Annotated in this window: 17 protein-coding genes; 9 read left to right on the top strand and 8 right to left on the bottom strand. The window is 70.6% G+C overall.

Translation table 11 applies throughout. The features are described from left to right. Genes KZX17_RS02495 through KZX17_RS02485 form a run of 3 tightly spaced genes read right to left on the bottom strand, consistent with a single transcriptional unit; the run spans nt 1 to nt 3,190 of the window. A complete protein-coding gene (locus KZX17_RS02495; RefSeq protein ID WP_248171669.1) occupies nt 1-876 on the bottom strand; it encodes a carbohydrate ABC transporter permease in 876 nt (291 codons plus the stop codon). Between the two features lie 8 nt (nt 877-884). Further along, nucleotides 885-1,886 (bottom strand): carbohydrate ABC transporter permease, encoded by a 1,002-nt coding sequence (locus KZX17_RS02490; protein WP_248170925.1) that lies wholly within the window; start codon nt 1,884-1,886, stop codon nt 885-887. Between the two features lie 17 nt (nt 1,887-1,903). Next, the gene (locus tag KZX17_RS02485; protein ID WP_248170926.1) at nt 1,904-3,190 is read right to left on the bottom strand and encodes an ABC transporter substrate-binding protein; all 1,287 of its coding nucleotides are present in this window, start codon (nt 3,188-3,190) and stop codon (nt 1,904-1,906) included. Nucleotides 3,191-3,341: 151 nt separating this feature from the next. On the opposite strand from KZX17_RS02485, the gene KZX17_RS02480 reads away from it, so the two are divergent. The 7 genes from KZX17_RS02480 (at nt 3,342) to KZX17_RS02450 (ending at nt 12,979) form a co-directional block, all read left to right on the top strand. After that, the gene (locus KZX17_RS02480) at nt 3,342-4,343 is read left to right on the top strand and encodes a LacI family DNA-binding transcriptional regulator (protein WP_248170928.1); all 1,002 of its coding nucleotides are present in this window, start codon (nt 3,342-3,344) and stop codon (nt 4,341-4,343) included. Between the two features lie 49 nt (nt 4,344-4,392). Continuing rightward, nucleotides 4,393-5,076: a GTP pyrophosphokinase family protein gene (locus KZX17_RS02475; protein WP_248170929.1), complete on the top strand. Its 684-nt coding sequence runs from the start codon at nt 4,393-4,395 to the stop codon at nt 5,074-5,076. A gap of 55 nt (nt 5,077-5,131) precedes the next feature. Next, a complete protein-coding gene (locus tag KZX17_RS02470; RefSeq protein WP_248170930.1) occupies nt 5,132-5,605 on the top strand; it encodes a glutaminase in 474 nt (157 codons plus the stop codon). Between the two features lie 100 nt (nt 5,606-5,705). Next, the gene (gene glgX, locus KZX17_RS02465) at nt 5,706-7,916 is read left to right on the top strand and encodes a glycogen debranching protein GlgX (RefSeq protein WP_248170931.1); all 2,211 of its coding nucleotides are present in this window, start codon (nt 5,706-5,708) and stop codon (nt 7,914-7,916) included. A gap of 20 nt (nt 7,917-7,936) precedes the next feature. Beyond that, complete coding sequence (treY, locus tag KZX17_RS02460) at nt 7,937-10,294, top strand: malto-oligosyltrehalose synthase (protein WP_248170932.1); 2,358 nt, start codon at nt 7,937-7,939, stop codon at nt 10,292-10,294. Next, complete coding sequence (gene treZ / locus KZX17_RS02455; RefSeq protein ID WP_248170934.1) at nt 10,291-12,006, top strand: malto-oligosyltrehalose trehalohydrolase; 1,716 nt, start codon at nt 10,291-10,293, stop codon at nt 12,004-12,006. Before treY ends, treZ begins: the two co-directional genes overlap by 4 nt. Nucleotides 12,007-12,154: 148 nt before the next feature. Further along, nucleotides 12,155-12,979: a tryptophan-rich sensory protein gene (locus KZX17_RS02450; RefSeq protein ID WP_248170935.1), complete on the top strand. Its 825-nt coding sequence runs from the start codon at nt 12,155-12,157 to the stop codon at nt 12,977-12,979. Nucleotides 12,980-12,985: 6 nt separating this feature from the next. Here KZX17_RS02450 and KZX17_RS02445 read toward each other — a convergent pair whose 3' ends face one another. The 4 genes from KZX17_RS02445 to KZX17_RS02430 form a co-directional block, all read right to left on the bottom strand. Beyond that, the gene (locus tag KZX17_RS02445; protein WP_248170937.1) at nt 12,986-13,711 is read right to left on the bottom strand and encodes a GMP synthase; all 726 of its coding nucleotides are present in this window, start codon (nt 13,709-13,711) and stop codon (nt 12,986-12,988) included. A 51-nt stretch (nt 13,712-13,762) separates the two neighbouring features. After that, on the bottom strand, nt 13,763-14,491 hold the full coding sequence (locus tag KZX17_RS02440; RefSeq protein ID WP_248170939.1) for a LysR family substrate-binding domain-containing protein: 729 nt from the start codon (nt 14,489-14,491) through the stop codon (nt 13,763-13,765). A gap of 19 nt (nt 14,492-14,510) precedes the next feature. Further along, complete coding sequence (locus tag KZX17_RS02435; protein ID WP_248170941.1) at nt 14,511-15,062, bottom strand: thermonuclease family protein; 552 nt, start codon at nt 15,060-15,062, stop codon at nt 14,511-14,513. Between the two features lie 72 nt (nt 15,063-15,134). Continuing rightward, entirely contained in the window at nt 15,135-15,542 is a 408-nt protein-coding gene (locus KZX17_RS02430) for a transferase (protein WP_248170942.1), read from the bottom strand. A gap of 97 nt (nt 15,543-15,639) precedes the next feature. Here KZX17_RS02430 and KZX17_RS02425 point away from each other — a divergent pair, with 97 nt between their 5' ends. Continuing rightward, nucleotides 15,640-16,293, top strand: a complete 654-nt coding sequence (locus KZX17_RS02425) for a YitT family protein (protein ID WP_248170943.1) — start codon at nt 15,640-15,642, stop codon at nt 16,291-16,293. 1 nt (nt 16,294) lies between these two features. After that, nucleotides 16,295-16,588, top strand: coding sequence for a putative quinol monooxygenase (locus tag KZX17_RS02420; RefSeq protein WP_248170945.1), 294 nt, complete (start codon nt 16,295-16,297; stop codon nt 16,586-16,588). 12 nt (nt 16,589-16,600) lie between these two features. Here the strand turns inward: KZX17_RS02420 and KZX17_RS02415 are convergent, their stop codons facing one another. Further along, on the bottom strand, nt 16,601-17,374 hold the full coding sequence (locus KZX17_RS02415; protein WP_248170946.1) for a DNA-formamidopyrimidine glycosylase family protein: 774 nt from the start codon (nt 17,372-17,374) through the stop codon (nt 16,601-16,603). Nucleotides 17,375-17,411: the final 37 nt, after the last annotated feature.

The raw sequence follows: 17,411 nt of genomic DNA, 5'->3' as shown, positions 1-17,411 counted from the left end.
TCAGCCCTTCACTGCGCCGGTGAGTCCGCCCACGATGCGCCGCTCGAACAGGCTGAAGAACGCCAGCGCGGGGAGCATCGAGAGCGAGGTGAACGCGAGCACGCGCGCCGTGTCGACGGAGTACTGCGACGAGAACGCCTGCACGCCCAGGGGGAGGGTGAACTGCGCCTCGTTGTTCAGGATGAACAGCGGCAGCAGGTACGCGTTCCAGCTGCCGATGAAGGCGAGGATGCCGACGGTGATGACACCGGGCACGGCCAGCGGCAGCACCATCCGCCAGAAGAACGACAGCCGGCCGCAGCCGTCGATCGAGGCGGCCTCTTGGATCTCATCCGGGATCGCCTTCAGGAAGGGGACCAGGATGATGATGGTCGTCGGCAGGGCGAAGGCGATCTGCGGGAGGATGACGCCCGGCAGGGTGTTCATGAGACCCAGCGAACGCACCACGATGTACAGCGGCGTGATGGCGACGGTGATGGGGAACATGAGTCCCGCCGCGAACAGTGCGTAGAGCGCGCCGCGACCGCGGAAGCTGTAGCGGGCGATGACGTAGCTGGCGGCGAGCCCGAGTGCGACGGCTCCCGCCGTCGTCGCGAGCGCGACCATCGTCGAGTTCCCGACCTGACCCCAGAACTGTCCGCTCGTGATGACGCCGACGTAGTTGTCGATGTTCCACGGATCGGGGAAGCCCGCGGGGTCGACGGTGATGGCGGAGTTCGAGCGGAAGCCGCCGATGATGATGTAGATCACCGGGCCGAGCATCAGCGCGATGACGACCAGCGCGACGAAGTAGACGGCGGGTGAGCCCCACGGGAGCCTCTGCCGTGCTGGGCGGCGGCGCGGGGCATCCGCCTGCGGCGCCGTCGTCAGGGTCATCGTGGCGCTCACTGGACGCCCCTCTCTGTGATCGCACCGGCGGTGTCGCGTCGCAGCACGGCGCGCTGGTAGATCAGCGCGACGACGAGCGAGATGACGAAGATGACGACGGCGACCGCGTTGCCGTAGCCGAAGTTCCCGGCGTTGCGGCCGGTGACGACCATGTAGATCGCCATGGTGTTGGTGCCCGCGACCGACGAGACGTACTGCCCCCAGATGATGTAGACGAGGTCGAACAGCTGCAGTGCGCCGATGATCGACAGGAACGCCCAGATGCGCAGCGTGGGGGCCAGCAGCGGCAGCGCGATGCGACGCTGGATCTGCCAGTACGAGGCGCCGTCGATCGCGGCTGCTTCGTAGAGCTCTTCGGGGATGCCCTGAAGGCCCGCGAGGAACAGGATGACGGCGAAGCCGACGTACTTCCACGTGAGGATCGCCATCAGGGTCCAGATGGCGATCGCGGGGTCGGCGAGCCAGTCCTGTGTGAAGGCGCCCAGGCCGAGCTTGTCGAGCATGCCGTTGGCGGCGCCGTTGGTGGCCAGGAGCAGGCTGAAGCCGGTGCCGACGACCACCTCGGCGATGACGTACGGGACGAAGATGAGGACGCGGATGACGGACTGCCCCCGCATCTTGCGGTTCAGCAGGAGCGCCAGCAGGATCGCGATCGGTCCCTGCAGGACGAGCGACATGACGACGATGAACCCGTTGTGCAGGAGGGCGCTTTGGAAGTTCGGGTCGCTGAAGATCGTGACGTAGTTCTGCAGACCGACGAAATCGGTCGCGGGACCGAAGCCCGACCAGCGGAAGAAGCCGTAGTACGCCGCCATCCCGACGGGCAGGATGACGAAGCCCAGGAAGAAGACCACGGCCGGGCCGGCCAGCAGGAGCACCTCGAGCCGGCCCGTCCAGCCGAGTCCACGGGCACGAGGTCGGGCTCGCGGCACGGACGGGGGCGGCGTGCTGCCGCCCCCGTCGTGCGGCGCGAGATCGGATGCGTCCGTGTCGGACATCTCGCGGGTGGACACGGTCAGCCCTGCGCGCCCGCCGCGCTGACCGTCTGGATGAATGCGGCCGGGTCGCTGTTGCCGGCGAGCATGTCGACGACCGCGACGTTCAGCGCGTTGCCGACGTTCTGGCCGAGGACGGTGTCGAGCCACTGCGAGACGAACGGGGCGTTGTTGTACGCCTCGAGGATCTGCTGCAGGTACGGCTCGGTGACGGCCTCCTGGGCGACGGAGTTGACCGGCGGCGACTGGAACGCGGCGTAGTACGCCTCCTGCTGCTCCGAGCTCGCCACGAAGTTCAGGAAGTCGGCGCACTCCTTCGGTGCCTGCGCGGCGCACGAGTAGCCGTCGACGCCGCCCATCATCGAACCGGGCTCGCCGTCACCGCCGTCGATCTCGGGGAAGGGGAACCATGCCAGGTCGGGGAGGGGCTTCTCGTCGGGGGTGAGCGACGCGATGACACCCGGGTCCCACGCGCCCATGAGCTCCATCGCCGCCTGGCGGTTCGCGATGAGTCCCGCCGAGCTGCCGGCGCCCTGCTGCGCGGCGGTCGTCAGGAAGCCCTCGTTGAAGGGCTCGATGGCGGCGAAGTCGACGAGGTCCTCGGCGGCGCGGGTCCAGCACTCGTCGCTGAAGTCCTTCGAGTCGCCCGTCTCTTCGATCACCTGCGGGCTGCACTCGCGGATCGCGAAGAAGTAGTACCAGTGGGCGGCGGGCCAGGCATCCTTCGCGCCGAGGGCGATCGGCTGGATGCCGGTGCCCTTCAGGTCCTCGACGGCGGACGTCAGGTCGTCGATGGTCGCTGGGGTCTCCGCGATCCCCGCGGCGTCGAAGGCGTCCTGACTGTAGAAGAAGCCGCCGGGGAGCACGGACAGCGGCATCGCCCAGACCTTGTCCTGGTAGGTCTCGGCGGCGAACGAGCCCTCGGAGATCTCGCTGCGGATGTCGTCCGAGATGAGGTCGGTCAGGTCCATCAGCTGGCCGGCGTTCGCCATGGCGGTGAGCTTGCCGCCGCCGCGCTGCAGGAAGATGTCGGGCGGATCGCCCGCATTGAGCGCCGTCTGCAGCTTGCCGTCCATGTCCTCGTTCTGGACGGACTGCATCGTGATCGTGACGCCCTCGTTCTCCTCCTCGAACGCCGCGATCGCGTCGGTCCAGAACTGCTGTCCGGGTCCGGTGGTCGAGTTCTGCCAGAGGGTCATCTCGACGGCCCCGCCGGCGGAGTCGCCGCTTCCGGGGGAGCACGCGCTGAGCGCGAGCGCGGCGGCTGCGAAGGCTGCGGCCCCCGCGACGAACCGTGTGGTCCTCATGTGATCACCAATCTCCTCATTGAGTGCACGCTCGGTCATCGAGGTGCGGGTGGTTCCGGCGGTGCGTGCCGGGTGCTCAGCCAGTGTCGGAATTGTTGCCAGCGACGTCAAACGTTTTCGAAAAGGTTTTCCATCGCGCTACGCTCGGTCCGTGCGAAGCCGCCCCACCATCCACGACGTCGCCGCCGCCGCGGGTGTGTCGGTGGCGACCGTGTCCAAGGCCGTCAACGGTCGATACGGCGTCGCGACGGCCACCGCCGAGCGCGTGCTCGCCGCCGTCGAGGAGCTCGGCTACGAATCCAGCCTCGTGGCGAGCAGCATGCGGTCGCGGCAGACCGGTGTGATCGGCGTGCTCGTCGCCGACTTCGAGCCGTTCTCCGCCGAAGTCCTCAAGGGGGTCGGCGCGGCGCTGCGCGACTCGCGGCTCGACCTGCTCGCCTACAGCGGCTCGCGGCAGGTGTCGAGCGACGGCTGGGAGCGGCGGTCGCTCAGCCGGCTCAGCGGCACCCTCGTGGACGGGGTCATCATGGTCACGCCCACGGTCGTGAACGTCCGCGCCGACGTGCCGGTCGTCGCCATCGACCCCCACACGGGTCCCGCCGACCTGCCGACAGTGGAGTCCGACAGCCTCGCGGGCGCGCGTCACGCCGTCGCCTATCTCGTCTCGCTCGGGCACCGACGCATCGGCTTCGTCGCCGGGCGACCCGACCTCCGCTCGGCGATGCTGCGGGCGGGCGGATATCGCGGCGCGCTCGAAGACGCCCGCATCCGCTTCGACCCGGCACTCGTCGGCGTGGGCAGCTACGACGAGGACATCTCGCGCGAGGCCGCGACGAGGCTCCTGCGCCTCGAGGACCGCCCCACCGCCGTCTTCGCGGCCAACGACGTGTCGGCGCTCACCGTCATCCGCGTCGCGCACGAGCACGGCCTGTCCGTGCCGGAGGACCTGTCGGTTGTCGGCTTCGACGACATCCCGGATGCCTCCCAGTCCGAGCCCGCGCTGACGACCGTCCGCCAGCCGATGCAGCGCCTGGGCGCCGAAGCCGTGACGATGCTCCTCGAGCTGATGGGTGGCGGGATGCCGTCGCGCACCCATCTGCGGCTGCCGACGGCGCTCGTCCCGCGCGCGACGACGGCGCCGCCGGCGAGCTGAGGCGTCGTCTCACAGCGCGCTCGAAGTGGATCCCGATAGCGTCGGGCGCATGTCCACCCCGCTCGACGAGCAGCAGATCACCGTGTCCGCGTCCGCCCTCCGATCCATGCGCGACGAGTTCCAGCGCTTCCTGATGGAGTACCGGTTCGGTCTGCAGGAGATCGAGACGAAGATCTCGATCCTGCGCGACGAGTTCCACGAGATGCACGACTACAACCCGATCGAGCACGTCTCGAGTCGCGTGAAGTCGCCCGACAGCCTTGTCGAGAAGATCCAGCGCCGGGGCATCGAACCCGACTTCGAGTCCATCCGGTCGCACATCACCGACATCGCCGGCATCCGCATCACCTGCAGTTTCGTGAGCGACGTCTACCGGTTGTTCCACCTGCTCACCGCGCAGGACGACATCACCGTCCGCGAGGTCGAGGACTACATCGCCGAGCCGAAGGTCAACGGCTACAAGAGCCTCCACGCGATCCTCGAGGTGCCGGTGTACCTCTCCACCGGTCGGGTCGACGTCCCCGTCGAGGTGCAGTTCCGCACCATCGCGATGGACTTCTGGGCGAGCCTGGAGCACAAGATCTACTACAAGTTCGAGCGCCAGGTGCCGGCGCACCTGCTGGGTCAGCTGAAGGACGCCGCCGACACCGCCGCAGAGCTCGACGCGCGCATGACCGACCTGCATCAGCAGATTCGCGGCTCGGTTGCGGGCGGCCCCGGCACCCTCGTCTGACGCCGCCGAGCCCTGCGCCACGCAGAACGAGCCCTGCGCCCCGCAGAATGGGACGGTGACGGATGCCTCCACCAGCGGCCTGCTCGACGCGGCGCGCGCTCGGCTCGCCGGGTCGCCGCGCGAGCGGCTGGGCGACTGGGCGTCGAACCGCCGGATCCTGGGGATCGGCCGGGCCCCGCGCATCCTCCCGGTGACCGAGGCCTGGCACGTCGGGGTGCTGCTCATCGGCGACGAGCGGGTCTTCGCGACCGGCGAGGTGCTGCGAGCGCGGCACGAGGCGGTCCGCGGGTACACCGCCGAAGCGCAGCGCGCGCGGTCCGAGCGTGCGGCGGCCGCCTTCCGCGGCGGGTTCGCCGAGGGCGAGGTGCTGCACCTCGGCTGGACGGAGATGGATGCCGCCGCCGTCGACCGCGGCGAGACCTCCGGCATCCTGTCGCTCGCGCACGGGGTGCCGCAGGTCGCATGGAGCCACACGGGCCCCCCGCGACCCCTCGAGGATTACCTCGACGACATGCTCTCGCTGCGCTGACCCTCGCCGCGGAACGGGCTCGGCGGGCCCACCTGTCAAGGGCCCGGGACCGGAAACACCCCCTGGATAGTGTGGCCTTCCACCTATCTCAGGAGTACGCATGCAGGTTTGGCCCGGATCCGCCTACCCCTTGGGAGCGACCTTCGACGGGAACGGGACGAACTTCGCCCTGTTCAGCGAGTGCGCCGAGAAGGTCGAGCTGTGCCTGTTCGACGAGAGCGGCGAGGAGACGCGCGTCGAACTGATCGATGTGGACGCCTTCGTCTGGCACGCGTACCTCCCCTCGGTGCAGCCGGGGCAGCGGTACGGCTACCGCGTGCACGGTCCCTACGACCCCGAGAAGGGGCAGCGCTTCAACCCGAACAAGCTGCTGCTCGACCCGTACGCGAAGGCGGTCGACGGGCAGATCGAGTGGGACCAGTCGGTCTTCAGCTACACCTTCGGCGACCCCGACTCGACGAACGACGACGACTCCGCCGCCGCCATGATGAAGGGCGTCGTCGTGAACCCGTACTTCGACTGGCAGGGCGACCGCCAGCCGAAGACGCCCTACGCCGAGAGCGTCATCTACGAGGCCCACGTCAAGGGCCTGACGATGACCCACCCAGACATCCCCGAGGACATCCGCGGCACGTACAGCGCGATCGCGCATCCGGTCGTCATCGAGCACCTCAAGAAGATCGGCGTCACGGCGCTCGAGCTCATGCCGGTGCACCAGTTCGTCAACGACTCGACCCTCCAGGAGAAGGACCTCTCCAACTACTGGGGCTACAACACGATCGCGTTCTTCGCGCCCCAGAACACCTACTCGTCCGCGGGCGGCGTGGGGCAGCAGGTGCAGGAGTTCAAGGCGATGGTGCGCGCGCTCCACGCGGCGGGCATCGAAGTCATCCTCGACGTCGTCTACAACCACACCGCCGAGGGCAATCACATGGGCCCGACGCTGTCCATGCGCGGCATCGACAACATCGCCTACTACCGGCTCGAAGACGACGACAAGCGGTACTACACCGACTACACCGGCACCGGGAACAGCCTCAACGTCGGCAACCCGCACACGCTGCAGCTCATCATGGACTCGCTCCGGTACTGGGTGCTGGAGATGCACGTCGACGGGTTCCGCTTCGACCTCGCCTCGACGCTTGCCCGCGAGTTCTACGACGTCGACCGCCTGTCGGCCTTCTTCGAGCTCGTGCAGCAGGACCCGGTAGTCAGCCAGGTGAAGCTGATCGCTGAGCCGTGGGACATCGGCCCCGGCGGTTACCAGGTCGGCAACTTCCCGCCCCAGTGGACGGAGTGGAACGGCAAGTACCGAGACACCGTCCGCGACTTCTGGCGCGGCGAGCCGTCCACGCTCGGCGAGTTCGCGCTGCGTCTCACGGGCTCTGCTGACCTGTACGAGCAGGACGGGCGGTGGCCGGTGGCATCCATCAACTTCGTGACCGCGCACGACGGCTTCACCCTGCGCGACCTCGTCTCGTACAACGAGAAGCACAACGAGGCCAACGGCGAGGACAACAACGACGGTGAATCGCACAACCGGTCGTACAACCACGGCGTCGAAGGACCGACCGACGATCCCGACATCCTGCGGGTGCGGGCGCGGCAGCAGCGGAACTTCCTCGCGACGATGCTGCTCAGCCAGGGCGTGCCGATGATCTCGCACGGCGACGAGCTCGGCCGCACGCAGAACGGCAACAACAACGGCTACGCGCAGGACAACGAGCTGACCTGGATCGACTGGACCTCGATCGACCAGCCGCTCATCGAGTTCACCTCGGTGCTCGCGCGGCTGCGTCGCGACCATCCGACGTTCCGCCGTCGCCGCTTCTTCGACGGCCGCCCCGTGCGCCGCGAGGAGGGCGCGCCGCTCCCGGACATCGCGTGGATCCGCCCCGACGGCTCCGAGATGCAGCCCGAGGACTGGGATTCCGGCTTCGGCCGCGCGGTGGGTGTGTTCCTCAACGGCGACGGCATCCGCGAGCGCGACCGCCGCGGTGAGGAGATCCACGACCGGCACTTCTTCGTCTTCTTCAACGCGGGCGACGAGGCGATCGACTTCACGATCCCGACGGCGACCGCGAGTCCGCGGTGGGAGATCATCGTCGACACCGCCGGCGGTGCCGCCGACGCGCCCATCGTGGACCCCGGCGGCAGCGTCTCGGTCGGCGGACGTGCGCTCGTCGTCCTCCGCGACCACGAGGAGGAGACCGTCGAGCCCGACCCGTCGGTCGCCGCATCCCTGGCCGCCCTGACGGGGACGATCGACGTCATCCCCGCGCAGGCGCCGCCCGCCGAGCTCCCGCACTGACCGCCAGAGGAGAGGATGCCGTGACCGAGCACGCCCGGGCCGTCGCCCCCCGATCGACCTACCGCCTGCAGATCCGCAAGGGCTTCGACCTGCATGCCGCCGCGGAGCTGACCGACTACCTGCGCGACCTCGGCGTCGACTGGGCCTACCTGTCGCCGCTCCTGCGCGCGACGAGCGGCTCGGATCACGGCTACGACGTGACGGATCCGACGGTCGTCGACCCCGAGCGCGGCGGTCCGGAGGGGCTGGAGCGGTTCGCCGACGCGGCACGCGCGGCGGGTCTCGGCATCCTCATCGACATCGTGCCGAACCATCAGGGCGTCTCGGCACCACGCGAGAACCCGTGGTGGTGGGATGTGCTGCGCCAGGGGCAGGCGTCGCCGCACGCGTCGGCGTTCGACATCGACTGGACGCTCGGTGGCGGCAAGGTGCGACTGCCGATCCTCGGCGGCGAGCTCGAGCAGGCGATCGAGGACGGCGAGATCGAGGTCGACGCGGATGCCGGTGTGCTCCGCTACTTCGACCACGAGTTCCCGCTCGCAGAGGGAACGGCGGAGGGCGACGTCCGCGAGGTGCTCGCCCGTCAGCACTACGAGCTGCTGTTCTGGCGCCGCGGCGACGAGGAACTGAACTATCGGCGCTTCTTCGCGGTGACGACCCTCGCGGGTGTCCGTGTCGAGGACCCGGCGGTCTTCGAGGACAGTCACGCCGAGATCCTGCGGTGGGTCCGCGATGGGCTCGCCGACGGACTGCGGGTCGACCATCCCGACGGCCTCGCCGACCCGGGCGGCTACCTCGAGATGCTGTCGGATGCCACCGGTGGCGCGTACGTGCTGGTGGAGAAGATCCTCGAGCACGGCGAAGAGCTGCCCGCCTGGTGGGCGACCGACGGCACCACGGGGTACGACGCGATGGCCGCCCTCGACCGGGTCCTCATCGATCCTGCGGGGGCCGAGCCGCTCGCGCGCCTCGACGCCGATCTGCGCGGCGGCGACGCCCCGGAGTACGAGGACGTCATGTACGCCGCGAAGCTCGACTGGGCGACCCGCGGATTCCGCGCCGAGGTGCGGCGGCTGTCCGCCCTCGTCCCCGAGGGCGAGCGCGGCGGCGCGGACGACGGCACCTGGCGCGACGCCGTGGCCGAGCTGCTCGCGGCGTTCCCCGTGTACCGCGCGTACCTGCCCGCGGGGCGGGAGCATCTCGACCACGCCGTGGAGCTCGCCTCGGGCCGACGCCCTGAGCTGGCGGGGTCGTTCGACGCCATCGCGGCTCGGCTCGTCGCCGACCCCGAGGGCGAGTTCACCCGGCGGTTCATGCAGTCGACCGGTCCGGTCATGGCCAAGGGCGTCGAGGACACGACCTTCTACCGCTGGAACCGGCTCGGCACCCTCACCGAGGTGGGCGGCGACCCGACGGTCTTCTCGCTCGGCGTCGACGGGTTCCACGCGGCATCCGCGGACCGTCAGGCCTCGTGGCCGGCGGCGATGACGTCGCTCTCGACCCACGACACGAAGCGCAGCGAGGACGTACGCGCCAGGCTGTCGGTGCTCGCCGAGATCCCGGACCGCTGGGCCGAGGTGCTCGGCGACCTGCGCGCGGTCGCGTCCACGGGCGACGGGCCGTTCGACACGCTGCTCTGGCAGGCGATCGTCGGCGCGTGGCCGGCGAGCCGTGAGCGGCTGCACGCGTACGCCGAGAAGGCGTCGCGCGAGGCCGGCGACAGCACGACGTGGTCGGACCCCGACGAGGCGTTCGAGGAGCGGATGCACGCCGTCGTCGACGCCGCGTTCGGCGACGCGCGGTCGATCGTCGAGGGATTCGTCGACGAGATCGCCGCGCTCGGCCGCTCGAACTCGCTCTCGCTCAAGCTGCTGCAGCTCGCCGGCCCGGGCGTCCCCGACGTCTACCAGGGCACCGAGCTGTGGGACCACTCGCTCGTCGACCCCGACAACCGCCGGGAGGTCGACTTCGCGGAGCGCCGCCGCCTGCTCGCCCGTCTCGACGAGGGGTGGATGCCGCCGGTCGACGCGTCGGGTGCGGCGAAGCTGCTCGTCGTCTCGCGCGCCCTGCGCCTGCGGCGGGGTCGTCCCGAGCTGTTCACCCGCTACACCCCCATGACGGTCGTCGGCGAGGCCGCCGAGCACGCGGTCGCCTTCGACCGCGGCGGCGCCGTCGCGGTCGCGACGCGCCTGCCTGCCGGCCTCGCGCGGCGGGGCGGATGGGGCGACACGGTGTTGCTGCGGCACCACGGCCCCACGGTCGACGTGCTCACCGGGCGCCGCTTCGGCGGCGGGCCCATCCGGCTCGCGGATCTGCTGGACACCTATCCCGTCGCGCTCCTCGCGCCGGCGGATGTCACCGAGGGGGACGCATCGTGATCGAGGTCTGGGCTCCGCGCGTCGAGCGCGTGCGACTGCGCCGTCCGGGCGCGTCGGATGTCGCGCTGACCGCCACCGGGGACGGCTGGTGGCGCGCCGACGTCGACCTGTCGGACGGCGACGAGTACGGCTTCGTGCTCGGTGACGGGGACGACCTGCGACCCGACCCGCGGTCGCGCCGGCAGCCGCGCGGCGTGCACGAGGCGTCGGCGTGGTTCGACCCGGCATCCTTCGCGTGGTCCGATGAGGCGTGGACCGGGCGGCAGCTCGCGGGCGGTCTCATCTACGAGCTGCACCTCGGCACCTTCACGCCCGAGGGGACGCTGGATGCCGCGATCGCCCGCTTCGACCACCTGGTCGACATCGGCGTGACGCACATCGAGCTGCTGCCGGTGAACGCCTTCAACGGCACCCACAACTGGGGCTACGACGGGGTGCTCTGGTACGCCGTGCAGGAGACCTACGGGGGGCCGGCTGCCTACCAGCGCTTCGTCGACGCCGCGCACGCCGCCGGACTCGCCGTCATCCAGGACGTCGTGTACAACCACCTCGGGCCGAGCGGCAACTACCTGCCCGAGTACGGTCCGTACCTTCGCGACGGCTCCCGCAACACATGGGGCGACAGCCTCAACCTCGACGAGGCGGCCGTGCGGTCGTTCATCGTCGAGAACGCGCTCATGTGGATGCGCGACTTCCACGTCGACGGGCTGCGCCTGGACGCCGTGCACGCGCTGCACGAGTCGGGCACGCAGCCGGTGCACATCCTGCAGGAGATCGCGGAGCGGACCGACGCGCTGAGCGCGCACGTCGGACGGCCCCTCACCCTCATCGCCGAGAGCGACATGAACGACCCGGTCATGTTCCTGCCGCGCGAATCGGGCGGGTACGGGCTGACGGCGCAGTGGTCGGACGACTGGCACCACGCCGTGCACGTCGCCCTGACGGGCGAGGCGGTCGGCTACTACGAGGACTTCGCCGACCCGGAGGCCCTGCCGAAGGCCTGGACGAAGGGCTTCTTCCACGACGGCACGTATTCGTCGTTCCGCGAGCGCGATCACGGCAAGCCGGTGCCGGAGCAGTCGGCATCCTGGCGGCTCGTGACCTACGCGCAGGACCACGACCAGATCGGCAACCGCGCGGCGGGCGACCGACTGACGGCGACGCTGTCGACGGATCGGCTGGCCGTCGCCGCGGTGCTGACGCTCACCGCGCCGGGGACGCCGATGCTGTTCATGGGCGAGGAGTGGGGCGCGTCGACACCCTGGCAGTTCTTCACCTCGCACCCCGAACCCGAGCTCGCCGAGGCGACCGCGAAGGGGCGCATCGAGGAGTTCGTGAAGATGGGCTGGGACGAGAGCATCGTGCCGCACCCGAACGAGCCGGCGACGTTCGAACGGTCGAAGCTCGACTGGGGCGAGGTCTCGCAGGGCGATCACGCCCGGCTGCTCGATCTCTACCGGCGCCTGGCCCGTCTGCGTCGTGAGCGCCCCGAGCTGACGCATCCCGGTCCGGGCGGCCGGGGCGCCGAAGAGGTCGGCGACGCGACGGGGCGACGTTACGTCCTGTACCGCGGCGGCGCGCGCGTGCTGGTGAACCTCTCGACCGAGCCCTGGACGGTGCCCGGCGGCGACGTCTGGATCGCGACCGTCGAGCCCGAGGCATCCGGCGATCACCTCGTCCTCCCGCCCGACTCGGCGGTCGTCGTCGGCTGACCCGCCGCATCCCCGTTCCGCTGTCGCTGCTTTCCCTGTCGCGACGCGCCGCGTGCGCCTGCAGTCCGTGACAGGGGTGGGTGGATGCCGCCGCGCTGCAGCTGTCAAGAGCTCGCCGCGCGCGTCGACGCGGACGTACCGTGACGCCATGAGCACCAGCACCGCCACCGCCTCATCCGACATCGCCCGCCAGGTCGTCGTCATCTCGGCGGTGACGTTCATGATCATCGCCGCGCTGTTCGGCGCGGGGGTCCTCGGAGGCACGGCGGTGCAGGACCTGCAGGGCGGCGCGCTGTCGGCCACGGCGACGATCCTCGCGCCCGCCAGCTCGGCGTTCTCGATCTGGAGCGTCATCTACCTGTTCATGATCGCCTACACGATCTGGCAGGCTCTGCCCTCGCAGCGGGGCAGCGCGCGCCAGCGCATCGTCGGCTACCCGATCGCGCTGACGGCCGTGCTCAACGGACTGTGGCTGCTCGCCGCGCAGTACACGACGCTGCTGCTGACGGTCATCACGATCGTCGCGCTGCTCGCGGCACTCGGCTACACGATCAGCCTGCTCGTCCGGAACCCGCCCCGCACCTTCGCCGAGACGTTCTTCACCGACGTCACCGTCGGCCTGCACCTCGGCTGGGTGACCCTCGCGACCGTCGCGAACACGACTGCGTGGCTGAAGGCCGAGGTCGTCCCCGAGTCCTGGGGTCAGGCCGCCGACGCATGGGGCATCGCGGTGCTGGCCGTCGTCGTCCTCATCGCCGCCGCCAGTGCCATCGGCACCCGTGCCCGCCTCGCGCCGGCGCTCGCCTCGGCGTGGGGTCTCGCGTGGATCGGCGTCGGCCGGTTCGGCGGCGAGCCCGAGTCGACGCCCGTCGCCATCGCGGCCTGGATCGCTGCGGCGATCGTCGTCCTCGTCCCGCTCGTGCTCTGGATCACCGGCCGCCGCCGGGGAGAGCTCGCCTTCGCCCGCGACTGAGCCGCGTCAGAACAGGCGCGCGAACTCGCGCAGCAGTCGCTGCGGCTCGGTGAGGTCGGCGGCGAGCACGGTCGCCGCCACCTCGTCGTAGGCGTCCGCGTCGAAGTAGCCGTGGTTGCGGTAGATCGTCATCCGTTCCGTGAACGCGACACCGGTCGGCTCGGGGTGGAACTGCGTGGCGTACAGGCGGTCGCCGACCCGGTACGCCTGCACGGGGCACTCGTCGTTCGTGGCGAGCAGCACGGCGCGGCCCGGCAGCCGTGACGTCGCCTCCTTGTGCGCGGTGAGGGCCGAGAACTCGGCCTGCAGGCCGCCGAAGAGCCGGTCGCGTCGTCCCTCGTCGGTGAGTCGGATGCCGGTGGGCCCCGTCCCCTCCGGATGCGCCAGCGTCACCTCGCCGCCGAGCGCGCGTGTCGCGACCCCGATGCCGAAGCACGTGAAGAGGGCGGTGGTCTCGCCCGCGGCCGCCGCCTCGGCGACGGCGGCGAGCCCCGCCTCGATGCGCACCTGTTCGGCCGGCTTCCCGGCGGCAGGCTCCGTCGTGTTGAACGGGCTCCCGCCGACGACGAAGCCACGCCAGCGCGAGAACGCGTCGCCCGGGAGCGGCTCGTCGACGAGGTCCCAGCGTTCGAGTTCGCCCTCGCCCACCTGCATCGCCGCCCGGAACGAGGCGTACTCGCCGTCCGCCGCATCCAGCTGCGGGCGCACGCAGAGGTAGACGAGCGGGGGCATTCCTCGAGTCTAAAGGCCCGGTGCCGGGGCGATTGCCGCTTCAGCGGGACTTCAGCGGGACGAATTCGCGGTGCGACCGCGGACGATGCCCACGAAGGTCTCGACCAGCTCGGTCGTCCCGTCGGCGGGCCAGGCCAGGGCGACGGGAGAGGTCGGCGCTGCCGCGAGCGGGCGGAACGTCACGTCCTTCCGGTGATGCAGGCGCGCGAGCGACATCGGCACGGCGACGATCCCGACACCGGCGGCGATCGTCGCGATCGCCTCCTCCGTCGTCTCGGGTGGGTGGAAGCGGGGCGGCTCGGTTCCGGGGACGGTGAGGTCGAGCACGTCGTCGCCGGGGACGATCAGGATCTCGCCCGCCAGATCTTCGACGGTCAGCTCGTCGGCGGCGGTCAGGTGCGAGTCGGCCGCGCAGACCACGACGGTCGTCTCCTCGTACAGCGGGATGACGCTGAGGCCGTCACGGTCGATCGGCAGTCGGACGATGGCGGCGTCGACCTCGCCGCGGGCCAGCGCCCTGCGCTGAGTCGCCACCGCCACGGGCACGAGCTCGAGCTCGACGCGCGGCATCCGGGCCTTCCACACGTCGACCCACTTGCCGGGGGTCGCGCCCGGGATCACGCCGAGGCGGAAGGGGCCCGCGGGCGGCGGCGGGGAGGATGCCGCGGGTGCCGACTTCTTCGCCGGGCGCGGCTGCGCGCGCTTCGCGCCCTTCGCCGACGACCCGGCCCGCGCTGCGGGTCTGCCGCCCTTGCGTGGGGGCCCGCCGCGTGTCGCCATGCTCTTCAGCGTAGCCGCGTCAGCACGCGCCCCACTGGCCCGCGTCACGCGCACGCGCGTCGGACTCGGCGCGGGAGAAGAGGTCTGCGTAGGCGACGTTCGGTTCGACGCGGAGCGCCTCGGCGTGGCCCTCGCGGACGAGCGCCTCGTTGACGAAGGTGCCGTCGTCGGCCCACAGATACAGCAGCATGCGGTCGTACCGATCGCGCAGCTCGGTGTCGGGAACGGCCCAGACGGTGCTGCCCTCGGGCAGCAGATCGCGCAGCCGGTCGCGGGCGGCATCCGCTCCGCACTCCGGCTCGGGGCGGCCCTCCGGGGTGTCGATGCCGATGAGGCGGACGCGGACGTCCTCGGTGGTCCCCGCGAGCTCGCCCGAGCGCTCGCGGGCCTCGATGGTGTCGCCGTCGAAGACGTACGACACCGTGAACGCCACCGCGTCGGCGGGGCGGAGGGCGGCCGGGGTCTCCTTCGGGGCGTTCAACGCCGCGACGACGGTCCCCAGCGCCGCGAGGAGCACAGCACCGACGAGCCCGATGACGAGCGCCTTGGGAGATCGGCGCGGTGTGGTCACTCGGCGAGGCTAGCGCGGCGCGCTGACACCCGCCCGACCATCACACGCCGGGCCGGCGTCACCGGTGGCGGATCACGCAGCCAGTCGAAGCCCGCGATGGTCCGTCGCGACGCGCTCGCCGTCTCCGACGCTCTCGTCGTCGCCGATCAGCGACTCGCCCGCGACGCGGGCACCGGCGCCGATGAAGCACCGCACGCCGATCTTCGCGCCGGCGCCGATGGCGGCTCCGGGTCCGATGTGCGCGTGGGGGGCGATCTCGGCGTTCGGGCCGATGACGGCATCCGGTTCGATCCAGACCCCGCGGCCGATGCGCGCACCGGCGGAGATCTGGGCGCCGGGTTCGACGTACGCGCCCGATTCGACCAGCGCGCTCGGGTGCACCTTGGCGCCGTGCGCGATCAAGCCACGTCCGTTGGCGTGCTTGCGGTAGCGCAGCGTCTCGCCTCGGTCGTTCTCGATGTCGATGTAGTTCTTACCCACTGAACCCTCCTTGGCGGATATAACGCCCCACAAGGCATTTCATTCCCCGGGAGCCCCGAGAATCACGGGGTTGACCTGGGCTCTGTAAGGTGTATCGGTGACCGCCGTCGACCCCGCCGCCCCCGAGACGGGCCCGTCCCTCGTCTTCGAGGAGAAGGCGGCGCCGCACACGTGGCTCGATGACCTCGTCGGTCTCGCCACCGGCACCTTCACCGTCGCGCTGGGACTGTTCCTGCTGCACGCGAGCACGGCGGTCACCGGGGGCACCGCAGGGCTCTCGCTGCTGCTCGGTTACGCGGTCGGGTGGCCGTTCTGGGTGCTCTTCGCCGTCGTCAACCTGCCGTTCGGCGTGCTCGCCGTTGTGAAGCGCGGGTGGCGGTTCGCGATCCGGACCCTGGTCTGCATCGGCGCGGTCTCGGGATTCTCCGTCGTCATCGAGAACCTTCTCGTCGTCGACCGCATCGACCCCGTCTTCGGCACGGTGGCGGGGAATCTGCTCGCGGGCATCGGCCTGCTGATCGTCTTCCGACACGGCGCGAGCCTGGGCGGGATCAACGTCGTCGCCCTCGTCATCCAGGATGCGACCGGCATCCGCGTCGGCTGGACCATGATGGTCTTCGACGTGCTGATCATCCTGCTCGCCCTCCTCGTCGTTCCGTGGCCGAACGTGCTGCTGAGCGCGGCCGGCGCGGTCGTGCTGAACCTCGTCCTCGCCCTCAACCACCGGCCCGGCCGGTACATCGGACACTGACGTGGACATCGGAGGAGTGCGCCTGTCGGGACGCCTCATCTGCCACACGGCGGAGGAGGCGGATGCGGTGCGCCGCCATCTCGCCCGGCACATCGAGCTGACGCTCGCCGAACCCGGCTGCCTGCGCTTCGAGATCACGTCGCTGGGCGGCGGACGCGCCTGGTCGGTCGAAGAGCTGTTCATCGACGAGGCGGCCTTCCGCGCGCACCAGCACCGGATGGCCGACAGCGACTGGGGTCGCGCGACGGCCGGCCTCGAGCGGCGCTACCGCATCACCGGGCTGTCCTCGGACTGAGGGCACCGCCGGTCATGGTTGGCAGACCGGGCACCAGAACACGATCCGCTCGCTCGTCGCGCGCGCGCCCAGATCCGCCTTGCGGATCAGCGTGCCGCAGCGACGGCAGGGCTTGTCCTCGCGGCGATAGACCCAGGTCTGCTGCCCCGGACGGTTGTCGCCCGTGAAGGTGCGTCCCAGGCGGTCGCGGTTCGCTCGGATCATGCGAGCGCCCGTCTCGATGAGGCCGGCGACGTCGACGTCGTTCGCGAGCGCGGTGGGGCGGATGCCGCGCACGAACAGCAGCTCGTTGGCGTACTCGTTGCCGAACCCGGCGACGTTCCGCTGGTCGAGGAGGGCGACGTGGATGGCGCGCTCGTCCGCCGCGACATTCGCCGCGGCGGTGACGGGATCCCAGTCGGCGGCCAACGGGTCGGGACCGAGATGTCCGACGACGCGGTCCTCGTCAGTGGTCGGGAGGACCTCGACCATCGCGAGTTCGAAGCCGACGGCATCCGCGGGTCTCGTGCCGACGATCGCGCGGGCCTGGAACGCGGGCGCGCGCCACTTCTGCCCCGGACGGTAGACGTGCCACCGTCCCTCCATCTTCAGGTGGGAGTGCAGGGTCTGGTCGCCGATGCGCATCAGCAGGTGCTTGCCGCGAGGGATGACGCCGTGGACGGTCTCGCCTCGCAGGTCGGCCGCGGCGCTGCGAGGCACCCGCACCTCGAAGCGCGTGACCTCGTGCCCCGCGAGCGCCTCGTCGAGCTTCCGCGCGGCGCGGAAGACGGTGTCGCCCTCAGGCATCACGCACCTCAGGCATCCGGTACCTCAGGCATCCGGA

The organism is Microbacterium sp. EYE_78, assembly GCF_023149035.1.
Lineage (GTDB): Bacteria > Actinomycetota > Actinomycetes > Actinomycetales > Microbacteriaceae > Microbacterium.
The sequence above is the reverse complement of the archived record's forward strand: the minus strand, read 5'-3'. Positions and strand labels throughout refer to the sequence as shown.